Source organism: Pseudoalteromonas sp. Ld20, assembly GCF_045064175.1.
GTDB lineage: Bacteria > Pseudomonadota > Gammaproteobacteria > Enterobacterales > Alteromonadaceae > Pseudoalteromonas > Pseudoalteromonas neustonica.
In genome coordinates this window covers 329,139-351,210 of sequence record NZ_JBISHB010000026.1, presented here as the reverse complement: position 1 = coordinate 351,210, position 22,072 = coordinate 329,139, and the positions used below count along the sequence as shown (strand labels likewise).

At 39.5% G+C, this 22,072-nt stretch carries 18 protein-coding genes; 9 read left to right on the top strand and 9 right to left on the bottom strand.

The annotated features are described in order from the left end of the window. Window positions 1-11: 11 nt before the first annotated feature. The 3 genes from ACJJVX_RS03645 to ACJJVX_RS03635 all read left to right on the top strand — a co-directional run bounded on the left by ACJJVX_RS03645 (window position 12) and on the right by ACJJVX_RS03635 (window position 3,514). Complete coding sequence (locus ACJJVX_RS03645; RefSeq protein WP_054203937.1) at window positions 12-1,451, top strand: DUF3526 domain-containing protein; 1,440 nt, start codon at window positions 12-14, stop codon at window positions 1,449-1,451. Beyond that, complete coding sequence (locus tag ACJJVX_RS03640; protein WP_405630203.1) at window positions 1,444-2,811, top strand: DUF3526 domain-containing protein; 1,368 nt, start codon at window positions 1,444-1,446, stop codon at window positions 2,809-2,811. Before ACJJVX_RS03645 ends, ACJJVX_RS03640 begins: the two co-directional genes overlap by 8 nt. 328 nt (window positions 2,812-3,139) lie before the next feature. After that, entirely contained in the window at window positions 3,140-3,514 is a 375-nt protein-coding gene (locus ACJJVX_RS03635; protein ID WP_405630201.1) for a DoxX-like family protein, read from the top strand. A gap of 75 nt (window positions 3,515-3,589) precedes the next feature. On the opposite strand, the gene ACJJVX_RS03630 is transcribed toward ACJJVX_RS03635, so the two are convergent. Both ACJJVX_RS03630 and ACJJVX_RS03625 read right to left on the bottom strand, forming a co-directional pair. Further along, complete coding sequence (locus ACJJVX_RS03630) at window positions 3,590-5,119, bottom strand: glycoside hydrolase family 19 protein (protein WP_054203940.1); 1,530 nt, start codon at window positions 5,117-5,119, stop codon at window positions 3,590-3,592. 364 nt (window positions 5,120-5,483) lie between these two features. Beyond that, on the bottom strand, window positions 5,484-6,683 hold the full coding sequence (locus ACJJVX_RS03625; RefSeq protein WP_054452563.1) for an ectonucleotide pyrophosphatase/phosphodiesterase: 1,200 nt from the start codon (window positions 6,681-6,683) through the stop codon (window positions 5,484-5,486). A gap of 130 nt (window positions 6,684-6,813) precedes the next feature. Here ACJJVX_RS03625 and dgt point away from each other — a divergent pair, with 130 nt between their 5' ends. After that, window positions 6,814-8,277, top strand: coding sequence for a dGTPase (dgt, locus tag ACJJVX_RS03620; protein ID WP_405630197.1), 1,464 nt, complete (start codon window positions 6,814-6,816; stop codon window positions 8,275-8,277). Between the two features lie 77 nt (window positions 8,278-8,354). Next, window positions 8,355-9,767, top strand: a complete 1,413-nt coding sequence (locus ACJJVX_RS03615; protein ID WP_405630195.1) for a hypothetical protein — start codon at window positions 8,355-8,357, stop codon at window positions 9,765-9,767. 131 nt (window positions 9,768-9,898) lie between these two features. Here the strand turns inward: ACJJVX_RS03615 and ACJJVX_RS03610 are convergent, their stop codons facing one another. Continuing rightward, window positions 9,899-10,051, bottom strand: a complete 153-nt coding sequence (locus ACJJVX_RS03610; protein ID WP_167349693.1) for a hypothetical protein — start codon at window positions 10,049-10,051, stop codon at window positions 9,899-9,901. 180 nt (window positions 10,052-10,231) lie between these two features. On the opposite strand from ACJJVX_RS03610, the gene ACJJVX_RS03605 reads away from it, so the two are divergent. Beyond that, entirely contained in the window at window positions 10,232-10,861 is a 630-nt protein-coding gene (locus ACJJVX_RS03605; protein WP_405630192.1) for a hypothetical protein, read from the top strand. Between the two features lie 85 nt (window positions 10,862-10,946). On the opposite strand, the gene ACJJVX_RS03600 is transcribed toward ACJJVX_RS03605, so the two are convergent. From ACJJVX_RS03600 to ACJJVX_RS03575, 6 genes are all read right to left on the bottom strand, one after another. Next, complete coding sequence (locus ACJJVX_RS03600) at window positions 10,947-11,579, bottom strand: hypothetical protein (RefSeq protein WP_405630190.1); 633 nt, start codon at window positions 11,577-11,579, stop codon at window positions 10,947-10,949. Window positions 11,580-11,781: 202 nt separating this feature from the next. Next, on the bottom strand, window positions 11,782-12,447 hold the full coding sequence (locus ACJJVX_RS03595) for a class I SAM-dependent methyltransferase (RefSeq protein WP_054203946.1): 666 nt from the start codon (window positions 12,445-12,447) through the stop codon (window positions 11,782-11,784). Between the two features lie 12 nt (window positions 12,448-12,459). Then, complete coding sequence (locus tag ACJJVX_RS03590) at window positions 12,460-16,113, bottom strand: AAA family ATPase (protein WP_405630188.1); 3,654 nt, start codon at window positions 16,111-16,113, stop codon at window positions 12,460-12,462. Further along, window positions 16,110-17,354, bottom strand: coding sequence for an exonuclease SbcCD subunit D C-terminal domain-containing protein (locus tag ACJJVX_RS03585; RefSeq protein WP_170172903.1), 1,245 nt, complete (start codon window positions 17,352-17,354; stop codon window positions 16,110-16,112). The genes ACJJVX_RS03590 and ACJJVX_RS03585 overlap by 4 nt, the downstream gene beginning before the upstream one ends. A gap of 76 nt (window positions 17,355-17,430) precedes the next feature. Beyond that, the gene (locus ACJJVX_RS03580) at window positions 17,431-17,670 is read right to left on the bottom strand and encodes a hypothetical protein (protein WP_054203949.1); all 240 of its coding nucleotides are present in this window, start codon (window positions 17,668-17,670) and stop codon (window positions 17,431-17,433) included. Between the two features lie 236 nt (window positions 17,671-17,906). After that, the gene (locus tag ACJJVX_RS03575; RefSeq protein WP_405630184.1) at window positions 17,907-18,038 is read right to left on the bottom strand and encodes a hypothetical protein; all 132 of its coding nucleotides are present in this window, start codon (window positions 18,036-18,038) and stop codon (window positions 17,907-17,909) included. A gap of 246 nt (window positions 18,039-18,284) precedes the next feature. On the opposite strand from ACJJVX_RS03575, the gene ACJJVX_RS03570 reads away from it, so the two are divergent. The 3 genes from ACJJVX_RS03570 (at window position 18,285) to ACJJVX_RS03560 (ending at window position 22,055) form a co-directional block, all read left to right on the top strand. Beyond that, window positions 18,285-20,726: a M1 family metallopeptidase gene (locus ACJJVX_RS03570; protein WP_054452533.1), complete on the top strand. Its 2,442-nt coding sequence runs from the start codon at window positions 18,285-18,287 to the stop codon at window positions 20,724-20,726. Next, on the top strand, window positions 20,726-21,244 hold the full coding sequence (locus ACJJVX_RS03565) for a DUF6702 family protein (protein ID WP_054203951.1): 519 nt from the start codon (window positions 20,726-20,728) through the stop codon (window positions 21,242-21,244). The genes ACJJVX_RS03570 and ACJJVX_RS03565 overlap by 1 nt, the downstream gene beginning before the upstream one ends. A 166-nt stretch (window positions 21,245-21,410) precedes the next feature. After that, window positions 21,411-22,055: an HAD family hydrolase gene (locus ACJJVX_RS03560; RefSeq protein WP_054203952.1), complete on the top strand. Its 645-nt coding sequence runs from the start codon at window positions 21,411-21,413 to the stop codon at window positions 22,053-22,055. Window positions 22,056-22,072 lie beyond the last annotated feature (17 nt).

Sequence of the window (22,072 nt, the reverse complement as noted above, 5' to 3'; positions counted from 1 at the left end):
AAGGAATTACTATGTCTCATTTTATTAGTTGGCAAGTGTGCAAGCACGAGCTAAAACAAAAAGTAAAAAATCGCACATTGTGGTTGTTATTTGCACTCATGCAAGTACTGCTCGCGGTGGCGTTGGTAACAAGTTGGCAGCAATACCAACAAAGTAGCAGTTTACAAATTAGCTCACAACATATGGTAGAGCAGCAATGGTTAGCTCAACCCGATCGCCACCCGCACCGAGTAGCGCACTTTGGTCACTTTGCATTTCGCCCGCCCAGCGCGTTGAGCTATTTTGACATTGGTGTGAATAATTGGGTGGGTAACAGTGTTTTTTTAGAAGCACATAAACAAAATAGCGCTAACTTTGCCAATGATAGCCAGGCAAGCTTGCTGCGTTTTTCTGAACTTTCGGTTGCTAATTTATTACTGTTTGTTTGGCCGTTACTGTTAATAGCATTAGGTTTCTCATGCATTAGCGGCGACCAGCAAAAAGGGACTTTAAAGCAATTGTTGGCCATTGGCGTTAAATTTAATCATTTACTCCTTGGTAAGGGATTTGCTTATTTACTGCTTAGTATTGGGTTTTTACTGCCGGTATTTATTGCCTCGATAATGATAAGTGCGCTGGCTGATGCAGTGCTAAGTGCTGAAGTGCTGCTTCGTATTGGCTTGTTGTTTTTACTGTATTTAGGGTACTGCTTATTTTGGGTTTGTGTCATTTTACTCGTTTCTAGCTTAACCCGTATGCCAAAACACAGCTTAACAGCGTTAATTACCGTGTGGTTTGTGCTATTAGTATTAGCGCCGAGAACACTTGCTGATATTGCCCAACAATTACACCCGCATAAAAGCCGTAATATGCTGGCGTTAAAAGTGCAAACAGACATTCGTAAAGTTGGCGATAGCCATAATCCTAACGACCCCCACTTTAATGAGTTTAAACAGCGAATATTAACTCAATATGGCGTTGATACCATTGAGCAACTCCCTGTTAATTATGGTGGCTTAATAATGCAAGAAGGTGAGCGAATTAGTGCTGAAATTTATCAACGTCACTACCAAACACAGCTTGATCAATTTGCAGCACAGCGTGAGTTTATTGGTTACTTTTATTGGCTTAATCCTTACTTAGCCGTACGCGATTTATCAATGGCGATAAGTGGTGCCGATAGCCGACATTTCTTTTCATTTGAGCAGCAAGCTGAGCAACATCGTTTTGAACGTATTCAACGTTTAAATACAATACACACACAAGAGATTGACCATCATAATGACCGTGAGCAGCGCGTATCTGCATCTTTATGGCAAGATTTCCCTGAGTTTCACTATCAGCCAGCAAGTTTAAGTTGGTCATTAAGCAATAGCTTAACGGCAATACTGGCTTTTGTAGCGGTCATTACTTTATTACTCGGTGTGCTTGTAACACCGAGTGTGCAACGGAGGGCATTTATCCATGCTTAAGTTTGAATTAAAGCGTTTACTATCACCGCGTGCAAATCAAATAAGTTTATTGGTCTTTTTTGTCAGTGCTTTACTAGCGATTTATTTAGGCGCACAAGGTTACAAACAGGTGCGTAAAGATCAAATCATAGCGCAAGTGGTGTTTGATAAAGAGCGAGAGCATATAAAAGCACGTGAGTCGCTACCTGAAATTGGCTCTCTTGCTTATTACGCAAAAGCACCTACTCAATGGCAGCTTTCACCTTGGGCTGCTTTGTTTGTAGGGCAAAGTCAAAATAGCCTCGCGGCGATGAAAGTCAATGCTTTGGCGTTACAGGGGCAAATTTATAACAAAGAGGTGATCAACCCTGAGAAATACCGTGCTGGCGGTTTTGATTTAGGGTTCGTATTAGCCTACATGCTGCCAATTTTGATTGGTGTATTGTGCGTTAATTTACTCAGCGATGAGCGTCAATCGGGGCGTTTTAGATTGCTTAGTGCCTTTGCAGGTAATGCGGCTGTGAAAAGCATTATCCGCGCTTTGTTACTGCGTTTTTATTTAGTCGCAGGGATCATTGTTTTACTGTTTTTAGTTGCAGCAATGCTACTTTCATTACCGTTTGATGGACTATTTATACAAGCCTTAGGACTTAGCCTTGTCTATTGTGCTTTTTGGTTTTTAGTAGCCACTTTGATCATTAGTTTTAATATGAACGGCTTGTTTAATAGTTTGGCATTTATTAGCGTGTGGCTAGGGTTTGCTGTGTTAATTCCTGGTGTTATTCATCTTGTGCTTAACCAACAATTTAATGAGCAGCCCGCACTAAAAGCCAGCATAGAGCAACGTTTAATTTTAAATGATGGTTGGGATCAAGATATGCAAGACTCATTGCAACGCTTTGTTGAGCAATACCCGCAGTACAGCGAAAAAACACAGTTTAGCGGACGCTTTCATTGGAAGTGGTATTATGCGATGCAACAACTTAGCGACCTTGCAGTTGAGCAGCATTGGCAAGATCATTTAACTCAACAACAAGCGCGCTCGAGTAACTTAGCGTTAGTGAGCTGGCTTTCGCCTAATTTGTTGTATCAACAAGCGCTTGATCAATTAGCTGGCAGTGATGCACAGGGTCAACGAGCTTACTTGTTGCAGGTGAGCGCTTACCATCAACAAATTAGAGAATTTATATACCCTTATTTATTTAATGATACAGCGATCACGTCCGAAGATATTGAACGTTTTCCATTATTTAAACCTTCACAGCAAATACAGCCGGCTCAGTTGCAAGGCGTACACCACGGCGTGATGTTGTTACTTGCGTTAGGTGCATTTTGCCTATTGGTTGCAAATACACGTTTTAAACGTTTAACGGTTATATAGCATGATTTAAATAGCGCAGTGTTGGTACTGCGCTATTTACTCTTTATATTAAATAATTTAACTCTATAAAAATTCCTTCTTCTCATACCGCAACTGCAGTTAACATCCCGCTTAGATATAAAAATTGATGGCTATGAATAATCATCGCTCAATGTTTGAGTTATTTCATAGTAGAATTCAGCGTTTCAAAGGAGCTTAATACCATGGCGTTACTTTGTCCGTCCCTTTTAACGCCAACTGAAACTGCATCTTGAGGTGGCTTGGGTATAACAGTACACTCATTTAATGTAATAGGGATTATCTGACTAAAAGCATATGGAGTTATTAGATGTTATTAACACAAATTGCCCGATTTATTATAGGGTTTAGCTGGCTCTATCATGGACTATTTCCAAAATTGTTACACATTGATCCGATTGAAAAAATGATGACAGCAAGTCTTGGTTTTTCGGATGAAATTTCTTATTTAATAACAAAAGCAGCGGGTGTTGGTGAGCTGGTATTTGGCTTAATTTTTATTTTGTTTTATAAAAACCGAACAGTCGTCTGGCTCAATATTGTAGGATTAATTGGGTTGTTATTTTTTGTTATTGTTTTACAGCCACAATTACTTGTTGGCGCGTTTAACCCAGTAACAACGAATATACCATTAATCGGGTTAAGTTTTATTTTGTTGGAGAGTAAATCAAAACAGCGTTTATAAGTAACCTAAATTGAGCTCAAGTAATAACAGCCTTAGCCGGCTCCTTATGCGCCAAGGCTGTTATTTAATCTTGCGTTATTCTACTGTTGCGTTAAATTTCTCTTCTACACAGCGTTTGTAAGCACCTTCACTTAGGGCAAAATAAGGTGTTTGATAAGGCACTAATTTGCATTCAAAGCTTTTACCATCTGGTCGGTATTGTTTCCAGCTCCAATCCTCGCTCCAATGAATGTTAAGCGCACCTGAGCCATCATTTGTAAAGCTGTCTTGGTTGCTGCAATTGAGCACTTCATTATTATCAATAGGTACATTTAAGTACGCTGCAAATTGCTCGTAATATGCAATACGGTTAAGTGCTTGTGGTTTGTCGTAGCCGTGGCCACATTCAATACCGCCATTAATAATATTAATTGTAGCACCAAAACCTGGGCTAATACCGCGAGCGATATCTGCTTCATTTGGTACCCATGAGCCGTCAACAACCGACATCATGTCTGGTTTTGGTGGCTGGGGATACACAAAGAAAAATACGGCAGAGGCTAAATTAAGCCACGTATCAGCTACTAACTCAGGGTTATTAAGTAGTACATTTACGTCGCCAAACATCGCGTCTGAAAATGGGCCATAATTATAATTGTACGATAATTGTTTTGCACCACGGCCAAAATATTTTAAATATAACCCTTGCTCGTCAGTACCACATGGCCATGTTTGTCCTTGCCATGTTGAGGGTCCGCATGAGTTGTTATAACCACAACCTGCGCTGGTTTCGCTACAGCCAGCTTCACGTATAAAGTATAAGCCTTGGCGCCATTGTGGAATGGCCGAATGCGGATCGTGGCCACCTGTTTCTTGGGTAAAATGAGCAAACATAGTTGCCAGTGCTTTACGGCACACTGCCTCGGCTTGTTGCTCTGAATCATAATCATCACAAAAAGCAGGAAACTTTGCCACCGCTTGTAAAAACTTACGATAGGTATATTCAGGTGCACGTTGAGCAAATAAAAACTCAAAACTGGCTTGATCTAATATCGCTTCTAAGCGCTTAACATTGCGAGGGTTAGCTGCTCTTAGTGGGGTTACAGATTCAACACTTGCATTATCAAGCTTACGAATCGTATTTTTTACTTTGCTAAATAATGGCGAAGATGTTTTTTCAAGCTCGGTGTTTGCCACTAATGCAGGGTTAATAAAATAACCGCCAGCGGGATTTTTTGTAACGCCTGTTTCGTATGGGTCACCTGATGGCGGTGTCACTGGCGGTTCTGCCGGTGGCTGAATCGGTGGATCTATGGGCTCTACTGGAGGATCAATTGGTTCAACTGGTGGGTCTACGGGATCGACCGGTGGCTCAACAGGCGGGGAAACAGTATTATCGCATACAGTTGAGTCAGCTTTCGCAACCCATGCCCCCCATTGTGATGAGCCTGGTTCTTCACCTGGATTGGCCCACCAACGTGCTTTGTATAGCGTGCTTGCAAAGCATACTTCACTGCCAGCGGTATATGAAATTGACTGTTGCCATACATCGTTTGCGGTGCTCTGCCACGGTATAGTAGACAGCGCTGTCATCACAGCCAATGTTATAGATTTTTTAATATTCATTGGTCAATCCTTAATGGGGTTAAACGATACATCACCTAGCTATGTGCTATTATAGGCACAATATCTGGTAACAATCAATTAACCTAGTTTACAATTTATTTTATTGTCGGATTATAAAGAGTTTATAACGTAGGAATTAACCACCGTGTAATGTTATCAGCAAGTATTATTCAAATATGGTGGTGGCAGCAAACTAAGAAAATCAGACAGGGTTATTTCATAAACAGACGACAATGGGAGCACAAAGATAAAACATGTCCTGTCTAAAGGGTTTTCTAAGGACGCGAGGGCTTGACTCAATTCTCATTGGGCTAAGCTCTCGCGATTAAATCGCTATCAGAGCTTTAACGTAACAATAAGCGGCTTACTCTACTAACGCAGGCCACAAGGTTGTCCCATCACTATCGATTTTATTGAGTATTTTAATTCCGAGGACTTTGGCTATCAGCGGGTAAATATCAAGATTATTGACTTCATCTAATAATAAGCCTTGTTTAAATGCTGGGCCATTAGCAATAAAAGTTGCAGCCATATCATCAGTGTAGGCATAGCCATGGGTGCCAAGGTAATCTACTTTACCTTTATTTGAAAATACTCGTGGAGCGGTAGTTTGCAAAATAATATCGCCAGTACGGCCATTATTTTGATAATGATATCCCTTACGCTGTGCATCGGTTAGCACAATATAGCGGCCCTTTGCGGCATTCATTAAACGTTCTTTATAAGCTGGAATATCGGCTTTACTGTCTTTATTTGCATAGAAGAGCACGCGTGGGCCAGTATTTTTAACCATAAAGTTTTCATCTTTAGGTAGGCTGCTTAGGGCAATACTTTGCTGTGGTTCAACCGCACTCATACCATGATCAGAAACAATCACTAAATTAATATTAAGCGACAGCTGTGCAATACGTGACTGTAGCTGACCCATTAACTCATCTAACTGATGAACAGCATCTCGGGTTTGTGTTGCATCAGGGCCATATTCGTGACCCATGCTATCGACCAATGAAAAATAACTAACAATAAGGCGTGGGCGCTGTGCTTTAGGTAGCTCTAGCCACTGAATCACTTGATCAATACGTTGTTGGTAATCGCTATGTTTTGAATAATGGTAGAAGTAATCAGGGGTCATACCGTTAAAGCGCGCATCCGACTCTGGCCAAAAATAGGTGGCAGATTTTAGCCCTTGCATAGAGGCTAAATTCCAAAGAGGGATGCCTTTGAGCCATGTGCTATCTTTTAATCCTTTGCCCATGCTGTAGCAGTCATTACGGTCACTATCGCAAAAACGATTATCAACAATACCATGATTAATCGGAAGTAAACCGGTTATGATCGACAAGTGATTTGGAAATGTTTTAGTTGGGTACACAGGGCGCATTTTTTTCGCACGTACACCAGATCCCGCCATTTTTGCTAGATTGGGTGCGCTGTGTTTTTCAATATAATCCCAGCGAAAGCCATCAAGGGAGATAAGTACGACAGTATTGTCGGTTTTAGCACTTATAGTTAAGGAGCTAAAAGCTAAAAAAGTTAATAGCAAGAGATGGATGAGCCACTTCATAATTTTTCCGTTCGGTAATAAAAAATTTATAATTGCTGAGTTTAACGATATTTTTTTATAAATATAACGTATTAATTTAGAATTGTTGGATAAAGCTGTTAATTTAAAAAGACTTTAAGAAGGAACTACTATGATCGATTTTACTAAAAAAATAACCCCCGCTCGAGAAGTTCGCTCCACACCTAATTTACAAACTGCGCTTGAAAGCGACCGTGGCCGTATCATTAACAGCGCTGCTATTCGTCGGTTGCAGCAAAAAACGCAGGTTTTTCCATTAGAGCGCAATGCTGCGGTGCGCTCTCGACTTACCCACTCGCTTGAAGTACAACAAGTTGGCCGCTTTATCGTGCAGCGTATTTTTAATTACTTAAGCGATCAGCAGCAGCGTGAGTTTGGTTTAATAGATTTAGAGCGCCCCTTGGAAAGTTTGGTCGAAATGGCTTGCCTGATGCACGATATTGGTAACCCTCCATTTGGACATTTTGGTGAAGCAGCAATTAATCATTGGTTTGACAAGAACCTCACTGCATTGATACCACAGCGCTGTGCAGATCCGCACACAGGTATTGGTGTTATATTTAAGCACTTAGCGCAAGATGTATGTAATTTTGAAGGCAATGCACAAGGTATTCGTATTGTTCATTCACTGCTTGGTCTAAACTTAACGTACAGCCAAACGGCAGGAATATTAAAATACACTCGTCCCGCCACAATGCAAAAAGCAGATATTCCTCAGAGCAAAAATTATTTAATGAAAAAAGTGGGTTTTTACTTTAGCGAAAAAAACTTTGTAGAATCATTGCAAAAGGAACTTGAAATAGACCCACAGTGTCGCCACCCAGCGAGTTACATAATGGAAGCGGCAGATGATATTTCATATTGTCTGGCAGATATTGAAGATGCCGTTGAGAAAGACATTATAAGCGTTGAGTTATTATGCGAAAAACTCAAGCTGCATTATAAAAAAGCGCTAATAAACTTTGCTATTAATGATGGTGAACATCAGCTGATGGTTGAAAAAGCAGCAAATTATGCGTTAGAGAAGGCGGCGCAACAACCCTATAATTTTAATAGTGAGTTTTTTATATATTTACGCGTTTCATTGTTACATCCACTTGTAAATTATGCAGCTAAGCGCTTTATAAACAATATTGAAGCGGTATTTCATGGCGATTTCAATCAAGCACTATTAGAAGATAGAAGTCATTTACATGCGGTAACTAAAACGCTAAAACAGGTTGCTTTAGAACATGTTTTTTCTCATAAAGAAGTTGAAAAACTTGAGTTACAAGGTTATCGCATTATTAATGGCTTACTTGATTGTTATAAGCCGTTATTACAATTAAGCCATGACGATTTTAAACGGGTTACTAAAGGCGACCAACGCTTTTTAATTGAAACTAGATTACTTAAAAAGCTATCTAAAAAGCATTTGAACAGCTATTCACAAGCCATTGACGCAATGCAAGCAGAGCCTGATCATGTATTGGCTTACGAGTTTTATTACAGGTGTAGGCTTATCCAAGACTATATTAGTGGTATGACTGATCAATTTGCTTACGATGAGTATCGCGCGTTGATGGTGATAGAATAAGCAATACGTGGCTAGATTAATTTCTTCAGTGCTATTAAACTGGGGTCATTGTGTTATTTTGCTTTAATAGATTAATGATGACCTTATTTATACGACTTAGCTTATTTTTTTTACTCACTTGTAGTTTTAATAGTTTTGCTAAATACAGTGAAGCTTTATGTATTTTGTATAAGCAGCAAATGCAGCAACATAAAGATAATACAAGTAGCCAAAGTTACCGCAATGCTGCCAGAGACTACAAAAAAAATTGCAGCAAAGCGCCGCCTATCCAAGTTGAAAAACAAGAATCGGCAAAGTCGATTGTAATAGATGAACCGACTTTTCATGCTGATACTTCAGCGACTGTTGAACCAATAGAAGTTTTAACAGAAGAAGTAACACAAACAGTTACTGTAAACCCCCTTGACACTCAAGCGGGTGCAGCTAATAGTGCACAAGCGGAGTCAGTAAATAGCAATGATACATTAGAACAAGTAAAAGATAGCACCCCCGCAATTATTGACATAAGTGAAGAGACAAACAATGCAGAAACAAACAATGCAGAAACAGTTGAACCGCTAACCGTTCAAACTGAACCGACACAAGCTGTTGTGAAATATGTCCCCCCCGTTGTTGAAAGTCAACAAACAGAATCAGCATCATTATTAATTCCTACGATGTTGCTTTTAGGTGTATTGTTATTAGCTGCATTTATCGTTTTTCGTATACGAGAAAAAAATAAAGCGGCGGTTGAGCCAATAACGCCAGCGCCTGAATTAACTACACCAGTAAAAGCGCCTCAATCTACTATTAAACCAATATCAGTCGAGCCTGTTACAGACACACAAGAAGTCAGTAACTGTGAGCCTGCAATTACGCCTAATGAACCGGTAGAAAAACCTACAGTTAACCGTATTGATCTAACCCAACGTATTTTTAAAAATGAACATGATTTTGAAGAGCCAGAAATTCGCATATTTGATCCTAATGCGCCTTTACCTGGGACTAAACCTATAAAGAGTGAACCAACTAAAGAGCCTATTGAGTCCGATGAGGCGAAGCCAAGTGACACGCCTAGTGAGCGTCCTGAAGATACCCAGCCTACCCAGCCGCAAAACATTCACCCTGAAGTTTCAAGCTCACATGAGGTGCCTGTTGCGACAACCGTTGTTGAGCCGATTAAAAATGAGCCATTGGTATCCGTTGAAGCTGTTACTGCATTAAATGCTGAGACCGAAAATATGGCTGAAAATGATGAAGTTGCGCAAGCACTTACCGCATTAAACAATGAATTAGTAGCAGAGCAACAAAAAGCAGTTGAAACAAAGGCTTCAACATCGGCTGATCCACAAGCTAAAAAAGCGAACCCATTTGCCAACTTATCTTTAGATCCTACTTGGGCACCTGATTCAAATGAAAAGCCAACAATTGAGCCTAAAAAAATTGTACCAAAGTCACCTGAATTAATTGCCGCAGAGGAGCGCGCTAAGCAATTAAAAACGGATGACTAATTTTTAATTACTTGTAAAAATGCAACGGAGGAAGTATTAAGCATTTTCTCTGCATTATGCTGGTTAGATTCAGGCCTTAATTGTAACTATTAAGGCCTGTTTATCTTTATTAAACATCATGAATACCCGCGCTAGTCCAACTTAAAATCTTGATTCAAGACATCAAGTTGCTTGAGTTTACTTTCAAGTTTATCTATTTTTGACATTGCTACAATGCTAAATATAAAGCCAGCAAGGCCCATCGACATCCCTATAATTCCGAAAATAAAACCTAAGTTTTCCATATAAATACCCTTTATTAACGCGGATCTATTTAATGCTAAATATCACTTTATACGTAAACTGCAGAATTAGCACCTTTGGGTAGGAATTAAAATAGATTGGTCGTTTAAGATATTAGCCTTTTTTTAAAACTGGTATTGAAATTGCTGTATCAGAGGGGGAACACACAACAAGGATTTATTATGTCTTCAATTTCAATGATCAAGGCGATAGCTGGGTATGCAACTATTAACCCAACAGCGGATTACTCTCATACAAGTAGCATCAATAAGCACACAGAGTTTTCTCAAAAACTACAGCACGCACAAGCACCTAAGCCAGTTACAATCGACATGGCTGTTAATGTTGCCAATAACCATGAGAACGTATCTGAACAAGCCAAGGCGCTTTATCAAGATATTAAATATGAAGTTCGTGCTCAGTTACAGAAAAACCCCGATACACGGACTTACGAGCAAGATTTTTATAAGCTGTCGATTCAAGAAATAATGGAAGTCCCTATAAAAGTGGTGATTGAACGAGATGAAATGCGCGAAGCTGCTTTGTTTAATTCCTTAGGGATTGATTTTTTAGCCTATAAAGAACTGGGGCTTCGCCAAGAAATGCTAAGCCTGGCTGAAAATGATATAAAAGAATCTCAGTCATTATTAGCAACAGATAAAGAAGATTTTATTGATGCAATTAAAGGGTTTACAGCGCAGTTGGAAGATCAAAAAAATGCTTTATTAGGAGGCATTGCTCCAGATGAATTGGGAAAAAACTTAGAGGATAGGTCGAGTCCGTGGGCAAAGTTACTTAGTATTGGACAGTAGGAGGGTATCAGTAAGGTTGCTTGCAAAGCGGTTAATCTTTATTAAGCATGAGTGCGGCAACTATCTGCCGCTACAGAATTATCTGTTAAGGTCTAAATATAAAGTAGGTATTGTTATTTGAACGTGTTTGTCGCCAACACAATCCTAGTAATATGGCCACACTTAGAAAAAACAGCCCGGCGACAACAATAATTGCGTTATGAAATAAGTTATTTTGGCTTAGTTGCTTAACTTTAGATGGTGAAATAGTCGTTATTGTTGCGCTTTCAAATGAGTGTGAAATATTAAAAATGTGGTCATCTGATTCTATTTCAATCTGCTTTATCATTGTGCTTACTTTTGCTGTCGATAGAGGTTTTTTTTGTGTATCACACCAATGGGCATTCCTTATAAGTGTGGCAGAATCGCAGCTAGAGGGTAATAAATGAAATGCTTCTTGTAAGGTTGTTTGTTTTTTTTCATACGTATTAACGCTATCTACTAAAGGCAAAGTCATGCGTGCGTTACTTGGTGTCGTTTTATTACAATGCTGGGACAAACTGGCTGTAAGGATCGCGTGACGTTTTTTTAATTGCTGGACGTTAACGAGTAACGCACTTTGGTTTAGCTGCTGATATATGGATGTACGTTCTTTTTTTAGTAGTTTACATTCAGTATGCGTTGTTGCATTTACTTGGCTACTAAAACCTAGGATGATTAAAAAAATCCATTTATTCATTGGTTTACGTCCTGTAAAAGATGAATATATAGCGTAACAGTATTTTTCTAGGTTGCAAGTTTATTGGGTACAAAGATTAATAACAATAAATTACACTTAAAAATCAATCTCTTATTTCCTGCTGAACAATGCGTTAACTGTAACCTATATGATAACAGGGGTTAGCCGACATTATTAAACATGGACTAACCCAGTGCCATTATTAGCGTTTTTGTATAACATGACCGCTAAAGCTTAACGCTTTAAAGTATAGCTTTGCAGTGTTGAAACCAGACTCATTAAGTAGATCGGCTAAACGCATTCTATCTAGAGCAAAAAACTCATGCTCAAAATTATGTTTCATTCGCTCGATACCCACTTCAGTTAAGCCCAACTGTTGACATAATATAAACTGAGCATCACGTTCAAAGGTCGTCTCTGGGCGCATTAGGTCACCTAGATATAGTTGCCCTTGTGGTTTTAGCAGTTTAGAAATTGCTTTTAGCATGGTTTTCTTATCGCCATTGTCAGCTAAAAAGTGCAGTACTAACAAACATATCGCTGCATCTACAGGGTCTGTTAACGTTGCCACATCCCCTACATGAATTGTCACGCGTTCACTAATGCCCATATCTGCGAAGCGCTGTTGGCCAATGTTAAGCATATCAATTGAGATATCTTGCGCGGTAAAACGCCATGTTGGGTTAAGTGTAGCAAGCTGTGCGATTTCTTTGCCTGTGCCAGAACCTACGATTAAAATATGCGCGTGATCGCCCAGCGTTGCTTTTAGCTGTGCCGCGGTGGTGCTATGGAGTAAATCATAACCTGGGACGAGTCGGGTTATGCGTGAGTCATACTCAGTTGCTTCGTCATTGGTAAATGTTGGCATAGTATCAATCCTTTAAATAATCGAAATAGTTGAATAACCACCAGGCTTTTTAGCGACGTGTACTTGTGTGGCAACTCGTTCAGTCATTTGTGTTACATGAGAAATAACTCCCACCTTGCGACCTTGTGCTTGTAATGAATCGAGTGCATCCATGGCAATACTAAGAGTCTCACTGTCTAACGTACCAAAGCCTTCATCAATAAACAAAGAGTTAATGCTAACTTTGTTTGATGACAGCGATGCAAGGCCAAGCGCTAATGCCAAGGAAACTAAAAATGACTCCCCGCCTGATAAAGTATTTACCGAACGTTTTTCATCTGCCATATCTTTATCAACAATAGCGATATCTAAAGTTTGATCAATTGCAGTGAGCTCATAGCGCTTGTTCAAAGTGCGTAAGTGGCTATTTGCATAATGAAGCAGTATTTTTAGTGTTTGTGTTTGCGCTAAATTACGCATGGTTTTACCTGTTGCATCACCGAGTACTTTGTTTAGTAAATGCCACTGCTGTGCCTGCGCTTGTAATGTGATCAATTCAGCTTGTTTGCTCTGCAGTAGATGACTATTTTGATTGTGTTGTTCAAGCGCCGTATTGGTTTCAAGTTGTGACTTGTGTAGCGCTGTTAATTGCTCGTTTATACTATTTAATTGCTCAACAAGCTCGCTATGATCATGCTTTGGTTTATCGTTATTTTGATGCTGCGCATGTGCATTTTGCTGCTGCTTTAATGCGGCGTTGGCATCAACTAAAGCGTGGGTTAATTGCGCGTGTTGTGTTAATTGCGCTTTAATATCCTCACCGCTTAGAGTTAGTAAAATTTCGACCTGTGCATGGCTAGCATCAACGTACAGGGTTTTAAATTCAGCAAACCATTCATTATAACGATCACTAAGTGAAACTTGATCTTGAGTATTTTCAAGTAGGCGTTGTTCATCGTTCTTAAGGCTTATAGCGTGTTCGTCACGCTTTTTAATTGCGTTATCGTGGGCTTTTTGACTCTCATTAAGCTGTGTTTGGCATTGTTCTTGTTGAGCTGTTAGTTTTGCCAGATAGTCGTCTGCACTAATGTGTTCCCCATTAAATAGCGCTAAACGTTCGCTTTGCGTTGTGCTTTGCAGTTGCTGAGCTGTGCTTGAGTCGTCATTGAGTGTTTTTAGTATTAGCTCAGCATCGGTTATAAGTGGGGTTAATTGTTGTATTTGTTGATCCGCAGCATCACGGCGTTTTTGACTTTGCTCTAGCTGTTCTTGGGCGTGCTGAAATTGCTCTACTTGCTGATTTAAGTCAGTTAGATTTAATGTGTTATTTTGCAATTGCTGCCAAAACTCGGCCTTTTCAAACTGCGAATTAAGCGCTGTGCTCAGCTCATTAATTTGTGTATTTAGTTCGTCCAACTTGTTGCTAAGTTGGTTTTGTTGGTTGGTTAAATCAACATGCTTAGTGTGTAAAACTTGTTGAGTTTGTTGCTCTGTTTTTAATGTACTTTGCAGCTGATTTACTATCTCTTGTAAGCTGCGCTGTGTTTTTTGAGTTTCAAAATAGTGTGCTTTTTGCTCACTAAGTTGTGTGTATGTGGTATTAAGTTGCTCAGGGGTAAGCTCATTCAACTCACTGCGGGCCGCTTGCATGGTGTTTTTAATTTCAAGTTGCTTGTTTTGTGCAGTGTGTATCGCTTGACTATGCTGAGTATGCTCGGCAACTAAGACGGCATGCTGTGTTTGATGTTGGTGAAGCTCAGTTAAAGCATGATCATAGTGTTGCTTAACGTTGTTAAAGTTGTTTTCAAAATCAGTTATTAAATTATCAAATTGCTGGTTTTGGTTATTGGCAAATGGATGTTCGGTTGCACCACAGACTACACATGGCTCATTGGGTGCTAGTTGCGTGCGTAAATGCTCAACATTTTCGCTGGCACGTAGGCGTGCTTGATTCAGTGCGTATTCACTGTGTTTAAGCGCTTGCTCGCATTGAATTAGTTTTTGTTTAAGCGATGTTTGTGTTTGTTGGCTTTGGGCAAGCTTTGCTGCAGTCGAACTTTGTTGCTGCGTACTTTGCTTAAGCTCAAGGTTAAATTGTTTATAACGTTCACGCTGCTCTTTTAAATAATCAATCGCTTTAAGTTGGGCGTCGTAATGCTCAATATTAAATTCATTTTGTTGCGTATTTAATTGATTTAGTTTTTGTTGCTCGTGTATAAGCGCTTGCTCATTAAACGTAACTTTTTCATTATGTTTGGCGAGTAACTCGGTTTGCTCTATTTGCTCGTTTTTTAATTTTTGGCTTTGCTCTGTTGTTATACTTAATTGCTGCTTAGCACTTAAAAACTGATTAAAACTGTGTTTATAGTAATTCCAATCACTGGCTAATTGCTTGAGTTGGTTGTGCTGCTCTAGCCATTGCTGGTGTTTTTCTGTGAGTTTTACAGCCTCATTATGATCTGTGTGGTTTTTTTTATGTTGCTGTTGTAAGTGAGTTAGTTGTTTTTGTTCTTTTTCGGTTTGCTGAGTGATGGTTGTAATTGCTTGTGCTTGTATCGCAATGTTGTTGTCGAGCTCGCGTGCTTTAGCTATAACAGGTTCAGCACTTTGCTTTTGTTGTTTCGCCGTTTTTAGCGTATCGCTGTGTGTTTCTAATGTACTAGCAAGATCCGTGATTAATGCTGCGTGGTCAATTTTTTTTAAATCACTGATTTTAGCTGTTAGCTCTGTATTTTGAACTGTTAAATCTTTAAAACGACGGCGATTATCTTTAATTTCAAGTGTACTTTGTGCCTGTTTTGCTTGCTCACTTTTTTGAGCAATAAGTTCAAGCGCGTTGTTTGCTTGTTGTTGGTTTTGTAATGCAGCCTGTAGGGCTTTATCTAATGTATTGGCTTGTTTATGCCAATTAAGCCCTTGTTCGGTGTTGGCTAAGTCTTGTTTCGCTAATTCAATTTGTTTTTTCAAATCAGCAAGAACGGTTGTTTTTGTTGCCAATTCTTCATCTGTTAATAGTGTATAACTAGCTACGCTTGCTTTTAGTATTTCTAATTTACTGAGTTGCTCTTTATGGCGCTCATAAATACGTTTACCAATTAAACTAAATTTATCGGTACCCGTTAGGCACTCTAAGAGCTGTGCGCGTTCATCTGCGCTGGCTTTTAAAAAAGCGGCAAACTCATGTTGTGCCAATAATACCGCACGCGAAAACTGCTCAAAACTTAAACCTATAATGCGCTCAATTTCTTTACTGGTAGCGCTTTTATTACTGACAAGTAAAGACTCATCTGGCAGGCTAAATAGCGTGTGTTCTGCGCTTTTTAAATTACCGTTTGCTTTGCCTCTTGCTCTGGCTATTTCATATCGAGCACGGTAACGTTGTTTATCTTGGCCTATAAAGTCAACTTCTACAAAGCCCTGCCCTGCTCCACGGCGCAATAAATTACGGGCGTCATTGAGTCTAATATTGTCACCTTGAAACTCGACTTTATTACCATGGTCGCCACCTAAACGTGCGGTTTTAGCATATAAAGATAAACAAATAGCATCTAAAATTGTACTTTTACCTGCGCCGGTATCCCCTGTGATTGCGAATAAGCCCGCGTCTTTCAAAGGCGCGCTTTCAAAGTCTATTTGTGCATCGACGATTGATGCTAAATTATTAATTCGTACCGCGAGGATTTTCATTGTTGTTCTTGCTCCTCAAGCTCAGCAATTACATTAGTTAGTAGACTTTTAAGTTCGTTTGATACTTCTTCACCCGCTAAATCTTTATTTGCTGCAAAGGCTTGTTCTAATAGTGTGTGCGGGTTGAGCATTTCTACTTGCGTTAAGTCTTCAAATACCGGTGTGTTGTGCTCTTTATTTGTTTGACGAACACGCTCTATGCCACAAAAGTGTATATCTTTATTCTCTAGAGCATTCTCAATTTGCTCTCTAAAGGTGGTATCGGTGTCACCTGCGCTGAGTTTCACTCGTAAATAGGGGGCATGAGCATGATTACTTAAGTCCAGCTCGGTTATTTGCTCACATAATTGCGCAAGGGGCACGCAATCACCTTCGGGCAGTAAAATAACGTCATTTGTACGTGGAATGTAAAGGGGGTTTACAGTGGTTTCGATAGTCCCTTTTTCGCTGGTTTTAAATTCAATAAGACAGACTTGATGTTGATAGTGACGCTCTGAGAACGACATAGGCATTGGTGTGCCACTGTAACGAATAAAATCTGATTTAGCCACTTTCTGTGCTTTATGTAGATGCCCAAGTGCGACGTAGTCTGCATTGGTACTAAATACCTGTGCAGTGACAGCGTCTTCACCGCCAATGACTAAATTGCGTTCTGAGTCGCTGGAGATATCCCCGCCTTTGGCATGTAAGTGCCCCATCACGATTAAAGGTGTGATAGCGGGTTTATCTTGTAATGCGCATTCAGTGCTAAGCTGATAGGCCTTAGCAATGCCTTGAGCGTAATCGTGGCCGTTTTCATTGTTGCTGAGGAGGCTAACATCACTTGCGCGTAAAAAGGGCATAGCAACGATATGGGTGTTGATAAAATCAGTGTTCAAACGAATGACCACCCCATCTGGGTTATTCACATCAAAGCGCCCTACTACATGGGTATCAAATTGGGCAAGTAACGGCTGTGCGGTCATAATTCTGTTTGCTGAGTCATGATTTCCAGCAATAATAACAATATGTAAATTAGGGCAGCGTTTTTTTACGTCTTTTACAAATTGATAAAGCTGATTCTCAGCACTCGCTGCAGGCGTTGCTGTGTGATAAATATCACCTGAAACGAGTAATAAATCGACGTTTTCGTTAGCGAGCGTATCAATCAGCCAATTAAAAAATTGTTGATGTTCTTGGCTACGGCTGTGTTCATAGAAATGCTGGCCTAAATGCCAATCTGAGGTATGTAAAACTTTCATGTCACGCTCTTAAAAACGGTTAAGAGCGTCAATATACCCAAGCTATATTAAGATGCAAGGGTGAAAAGCTTAATCTTTAATTACTTAGGCTGTACCAAGCAAAAAGAACAAGAGGTAAAGCAAATAAAGCCATAATTAATGGCACCTTGAGTGCTTTAGTTTGTTTTGACTGCAACACTTTTAATGCATTTGTTTCGTTGCAGGCCGCTACTTTATCAATATAAAAATACCCAGAGTCTAAGTATTGTTTACAGCTTTGTTCGTCGGCTGGTATTGCAATTAGTTCTTGTTGTTTTTTTAGGATATAAAAATCCATATGACCACCGCATTTTCTGCATTATTTCGAAACACTTTTGAAGGAAAAAGCTGTGCTCTTTTACCCCTCAAATCAAAAAAGTGGGCGATTTTAAATACAAATGACTATAAAGATCAACTAAAAACTTCACTATTTTGTAATTAACGTATAAATAGCCGAAATTAGGCTTAAAAGCACTAAAATACTGCATAAAACAAGCCACATTGTATCTACTTTCTTATATTTAGGTATACGATTTAATGCATCATTTTCATCGTATTCATCGGCAATATCGATGAATTTAAAGCCTGTTTTTTGTATTTATTCAGTTGAGCGTTTTGCGCTGGAATTGTAGCAATACGATCATTTGTTACGATGTAAAATCTCATACTTTCCCTTTTACAAAAACGTGTTCAAGTTGCTCTGATTTCAAGTTTGCTTCTGTACTAACAGTAAAACATTTGCATGAATCTATGACTGTAAACCCCCTTTACGATACCAATATTATTGTAAAAGTAAGAGATTTAGGAATACATTATTTTTTACCCTATAAATGCGTGGGTTTATCGCTAATAGATTGAATAGTGTATGCAATTTTGACACAGTAACATTACACAAAATTAACAGGAACAATTATGAAAAAAGCAGTGATGACCTTGGGTGCACTCTTAGTACCTCTGGCACTTTCAAGTACTGTAATGGCGTCGTCAGTTGAGCAAACTAAGGGTTCGTTTGTTGATAAGTTTCGCCAACTTGATGAGGCATTGCCTACGCCAAATGTATATCGCAATGCAGCCGGTGCTCCTGCTGAAAATTATTGGCAACAAGAAGTTAACTACGATATTGATGTAAAGTTAGATGAAAAAAAGCGCCGTTTAACGGCTAGCCAAACGATTGAATATAAAAATAACTCACCACACACTTTAAAGTATTTATGGTTACAACTGGATCAAAATATTTTTAAAAGCGATTCAATTGCAGAGCGCACATCAACTTTTAATACAAATAAATTACAAGGTCGCCCAGATCAAAAACCAGCAAAGTTGAGCTTAGGCCAATTGCGTCGTCAACAATTTATGGGTGATAACGAATTAGGTTTTACCGTTGCTGATGTAAAAGACGATAACGGTAAAGCACTAAAAGTAACGGTTGTTGATACCCTTATGCGTATTGACTTAAATGAGCCACTTAAGCCGGGTAAAGATGTTGAATTTAGTATGAACTTTGCTTTCAACATTGTGGAAGAAGATGCCGTAGGTGCACGCTCTGGTTACGAGCACTTTGAAAAAGATGGCAATGATATATTTTTACTTGCGCAGTGGTTTCCGCGTTTAGCTGCTTACACTGATTATGAAGCATGGACTAATAAAGCTTTCTTAGGCAGTGGTGAGTTTACCTTAGAGTTTGGTGATTATGATGTTGAGATCACTGTTCCTGCTGATCACATCGTCTCGGCAACGGGTAAGCTTGATAACGCCAGCAGTGTGTTAACCCGCACTCAACGTAACCGTTTAAAAGAAGCTGAAAAAGCAAAACGGCCAGTTTTTATCGTCACTGAAGAAGAAGCACTAGAGAACGAAAAAGAAGGCTCAGACAAAACCAAAACATGGCACTTTAAAGCTGAAAACGTGCGTGATTTTGCATGGGCTTCTTCGCGTAAATTTATGTGGGATGCCAAAGGTTACCAACAAGGAGGCAAAGAGCAGCCATTAGTAATGGCGATGTCATTCTTCCCTAAAGAAGGGGGCGATTTATGGAAAAAATATTCAACAGAATCAGTGATCCATACGATGGATGTGTACTCCCGTTATTCATTTGATTATCCATATCCTGTAGCGCAGTCAGTCAATGGCCCTGTTGGCGGTATGGAATACCCAATGATCACGTTTAATGGCCCGCGTACAAAGTTACAAGATGATGGTACGCGTACTTATTCTCAAGCCGAAAAGCGCTTTTTAATCGGCGTGGTTATCCATGAAGTGGGTCATATTTATTTCCCAATGATTGTTAACTCAGATGAGCGTCAATGGACGTGGATGGATGAAGGGTTAAACAGCTTTTTAGATGGTGTTGCAGGTCGTGAGTGGGATCCAACAATTCCATGGGGTGTTGAACCGCGTGATATCGTCGCGTATATGAAATCTGAAAACCAAGTTCCTGTAATGACTCAGTCAGATAGTGTATTACGTTTAGGCCCTAACGCTTATACCAAACCTGCTGCTGCACTGAACATTCTGCGCGAAGTGATTTTAGGCCGCGAGTTATTTGATTTTGCCTTTAAAGAATATGCCCAGCGCTGGAAGTATAAGCGCCCTACCCCAGCTGATTTTTTCCGGACTATGGAAGAAGCGTCAGGTGTTGATTTAGATTGGTTTTGGCGTGGTTGGTTCTTTACGACTGATCATGTTGATATTTCGTTAGATAAAGTATATCAGCTGCGTTTAGACACGAAGAACCCAGATATCGATTTTAATCGCTTGCGTGATATTGAAGCGGCTAAGCCTACACCACTATTTATTGAACGAAATAAAGCGGAAGGTAAAAAATTGTGGGTTGATGAAAACACAGATGTGACCGATTTTTATGATGAAAACGATCGTTTTACAGTGACCAACAAAGAGCGTAACTCGTACAACAAATTTTTAAAAGGCTTGAAGCCGTGGGAACGCAAAGTTCTAGATCGCGCTGTTGCAGAAGATAAAAACTATTATGTACTTGAATTTTCAAACTTAGGTGGCTTAGTTATGCCGATCTTACTTGAGTTAACGTATGAAGATGGTAGCAAAGAAGAGCGTGCAATCCCGGCGGAAATTTGGCGTCGTAATCACAAGCACGTACAAAAGCTTATTATTACCGATAAAAACAAGCCTTTGGTATCTGTAACGGTTGACCCTCGCTGGGAAACTGCGGACGTTGATGTTGAGAACAACAATTACCCTCGTCGCATTATTCCATCACGAATCGAAGTGTATAAGCGTGATAAAAGTAAAGCCAAAGTTAGCCGCGATATCATGCAGGATATTAAAACTGAGCTAAAAAAAGATGAGCCGAAAGACGCTAATGAGGAGCAACAATAATGCGATTCTTGCTTGTTGCCTTATGTTTTTTAATTGCAGCGCCCAGTTTTGCACATCAATTAAAAGCGTCTGTAACAACTGTTTTATTCAATAAACGCACTAATAATATTGAATTAATGCATCGTTTTTATTTACATGATACCGAACATGCAGTAGAGCATTTATTTGCGGGCAATGCAGACATTATTAGTAACAAAAAAGATCAACAACGCTTTGCTGAATATATTGAATCGCATGTTGCTTTGAAAACCTTAGCAGGCGTTCCTTTAAAGTTACGTAAAGTAGGTGCACAAATTGATGGTAAATTCTTTTGGGTTTATCAAGAAGCACCTATTCCGCAAGGGATTGAAGGAATACGCATGAGCCATGGGGCTTTGAGAGAGTTATGGCCTGCACAAGTAAATATGGTAAATGTTGAAGGTAAAGGTAAGGTCAAGACCTTGCATTTTACCCAAGACGACACGTGGCTAGAAGCGCGCTTTGAGCCACTTCCAAAGAAAGAGAAAGATTCTGACTAATTAATTAGTGACTGTTCCCCCAACCAACGCGCACATTTCTTCTGTGCGCGTTTTTTTATCCTAAATTATTTAGATTTGTTCCTTTTCATATTTGAGCACGTACACTATCTTAAAGTAAGTTACTAAGATGCGAACACAACGCTGAACATCAGATACAAGGAAATGTATGAACACATATCATCATCATTCTGTTGAAGGGGTTATTTTTGATTTAGATGGGACTTTAGTGTCATCTGATCTTGATTTTACATTAATTAGAGCTCAAATAGGCTGCCCTGAGGAGGTTGACTTACTCAGTTATATAGCCACTTTACCGTCACCATATATGCGCGAAGAAGCAATGAACATTGTTCACCAGCATGAGCTTATGGATGCCCAGCATGCCTATTTACTACCCGGTGTTGCGAAAGCTATAACACAGCTTAAAGAGCTTGCTATACCAATGGCAATTGTGACACGCAATTATGACCGCGCTGTGGCGATTAAATTAAAAAATAATCCGCTGCCAATACAAACGGTACTTACGCGAAGTGATGCCCCTCCGAAACCCGATCCGAGTGCGTTAAATGCAATTGCCACGCTGTGGAATATAGACCAGAAAAATCTCTTGTATGTTGGAGACTATCTTTATGATATTCAAGCTGCACATAATGCAAATATGAGAGCGTGCTTATACGCACCTGATGAAATGCCTTTATATGCCAATCAAGCAGATTACATTCTTCGTCACTTTAGTGAACTGCCTAAGTTAATAAATCAGTTGAGAGAAGATCAACAAGAGTTACTTTTTTTACACTCCAGCGTTCAATAATTTATTATTATGTTAAA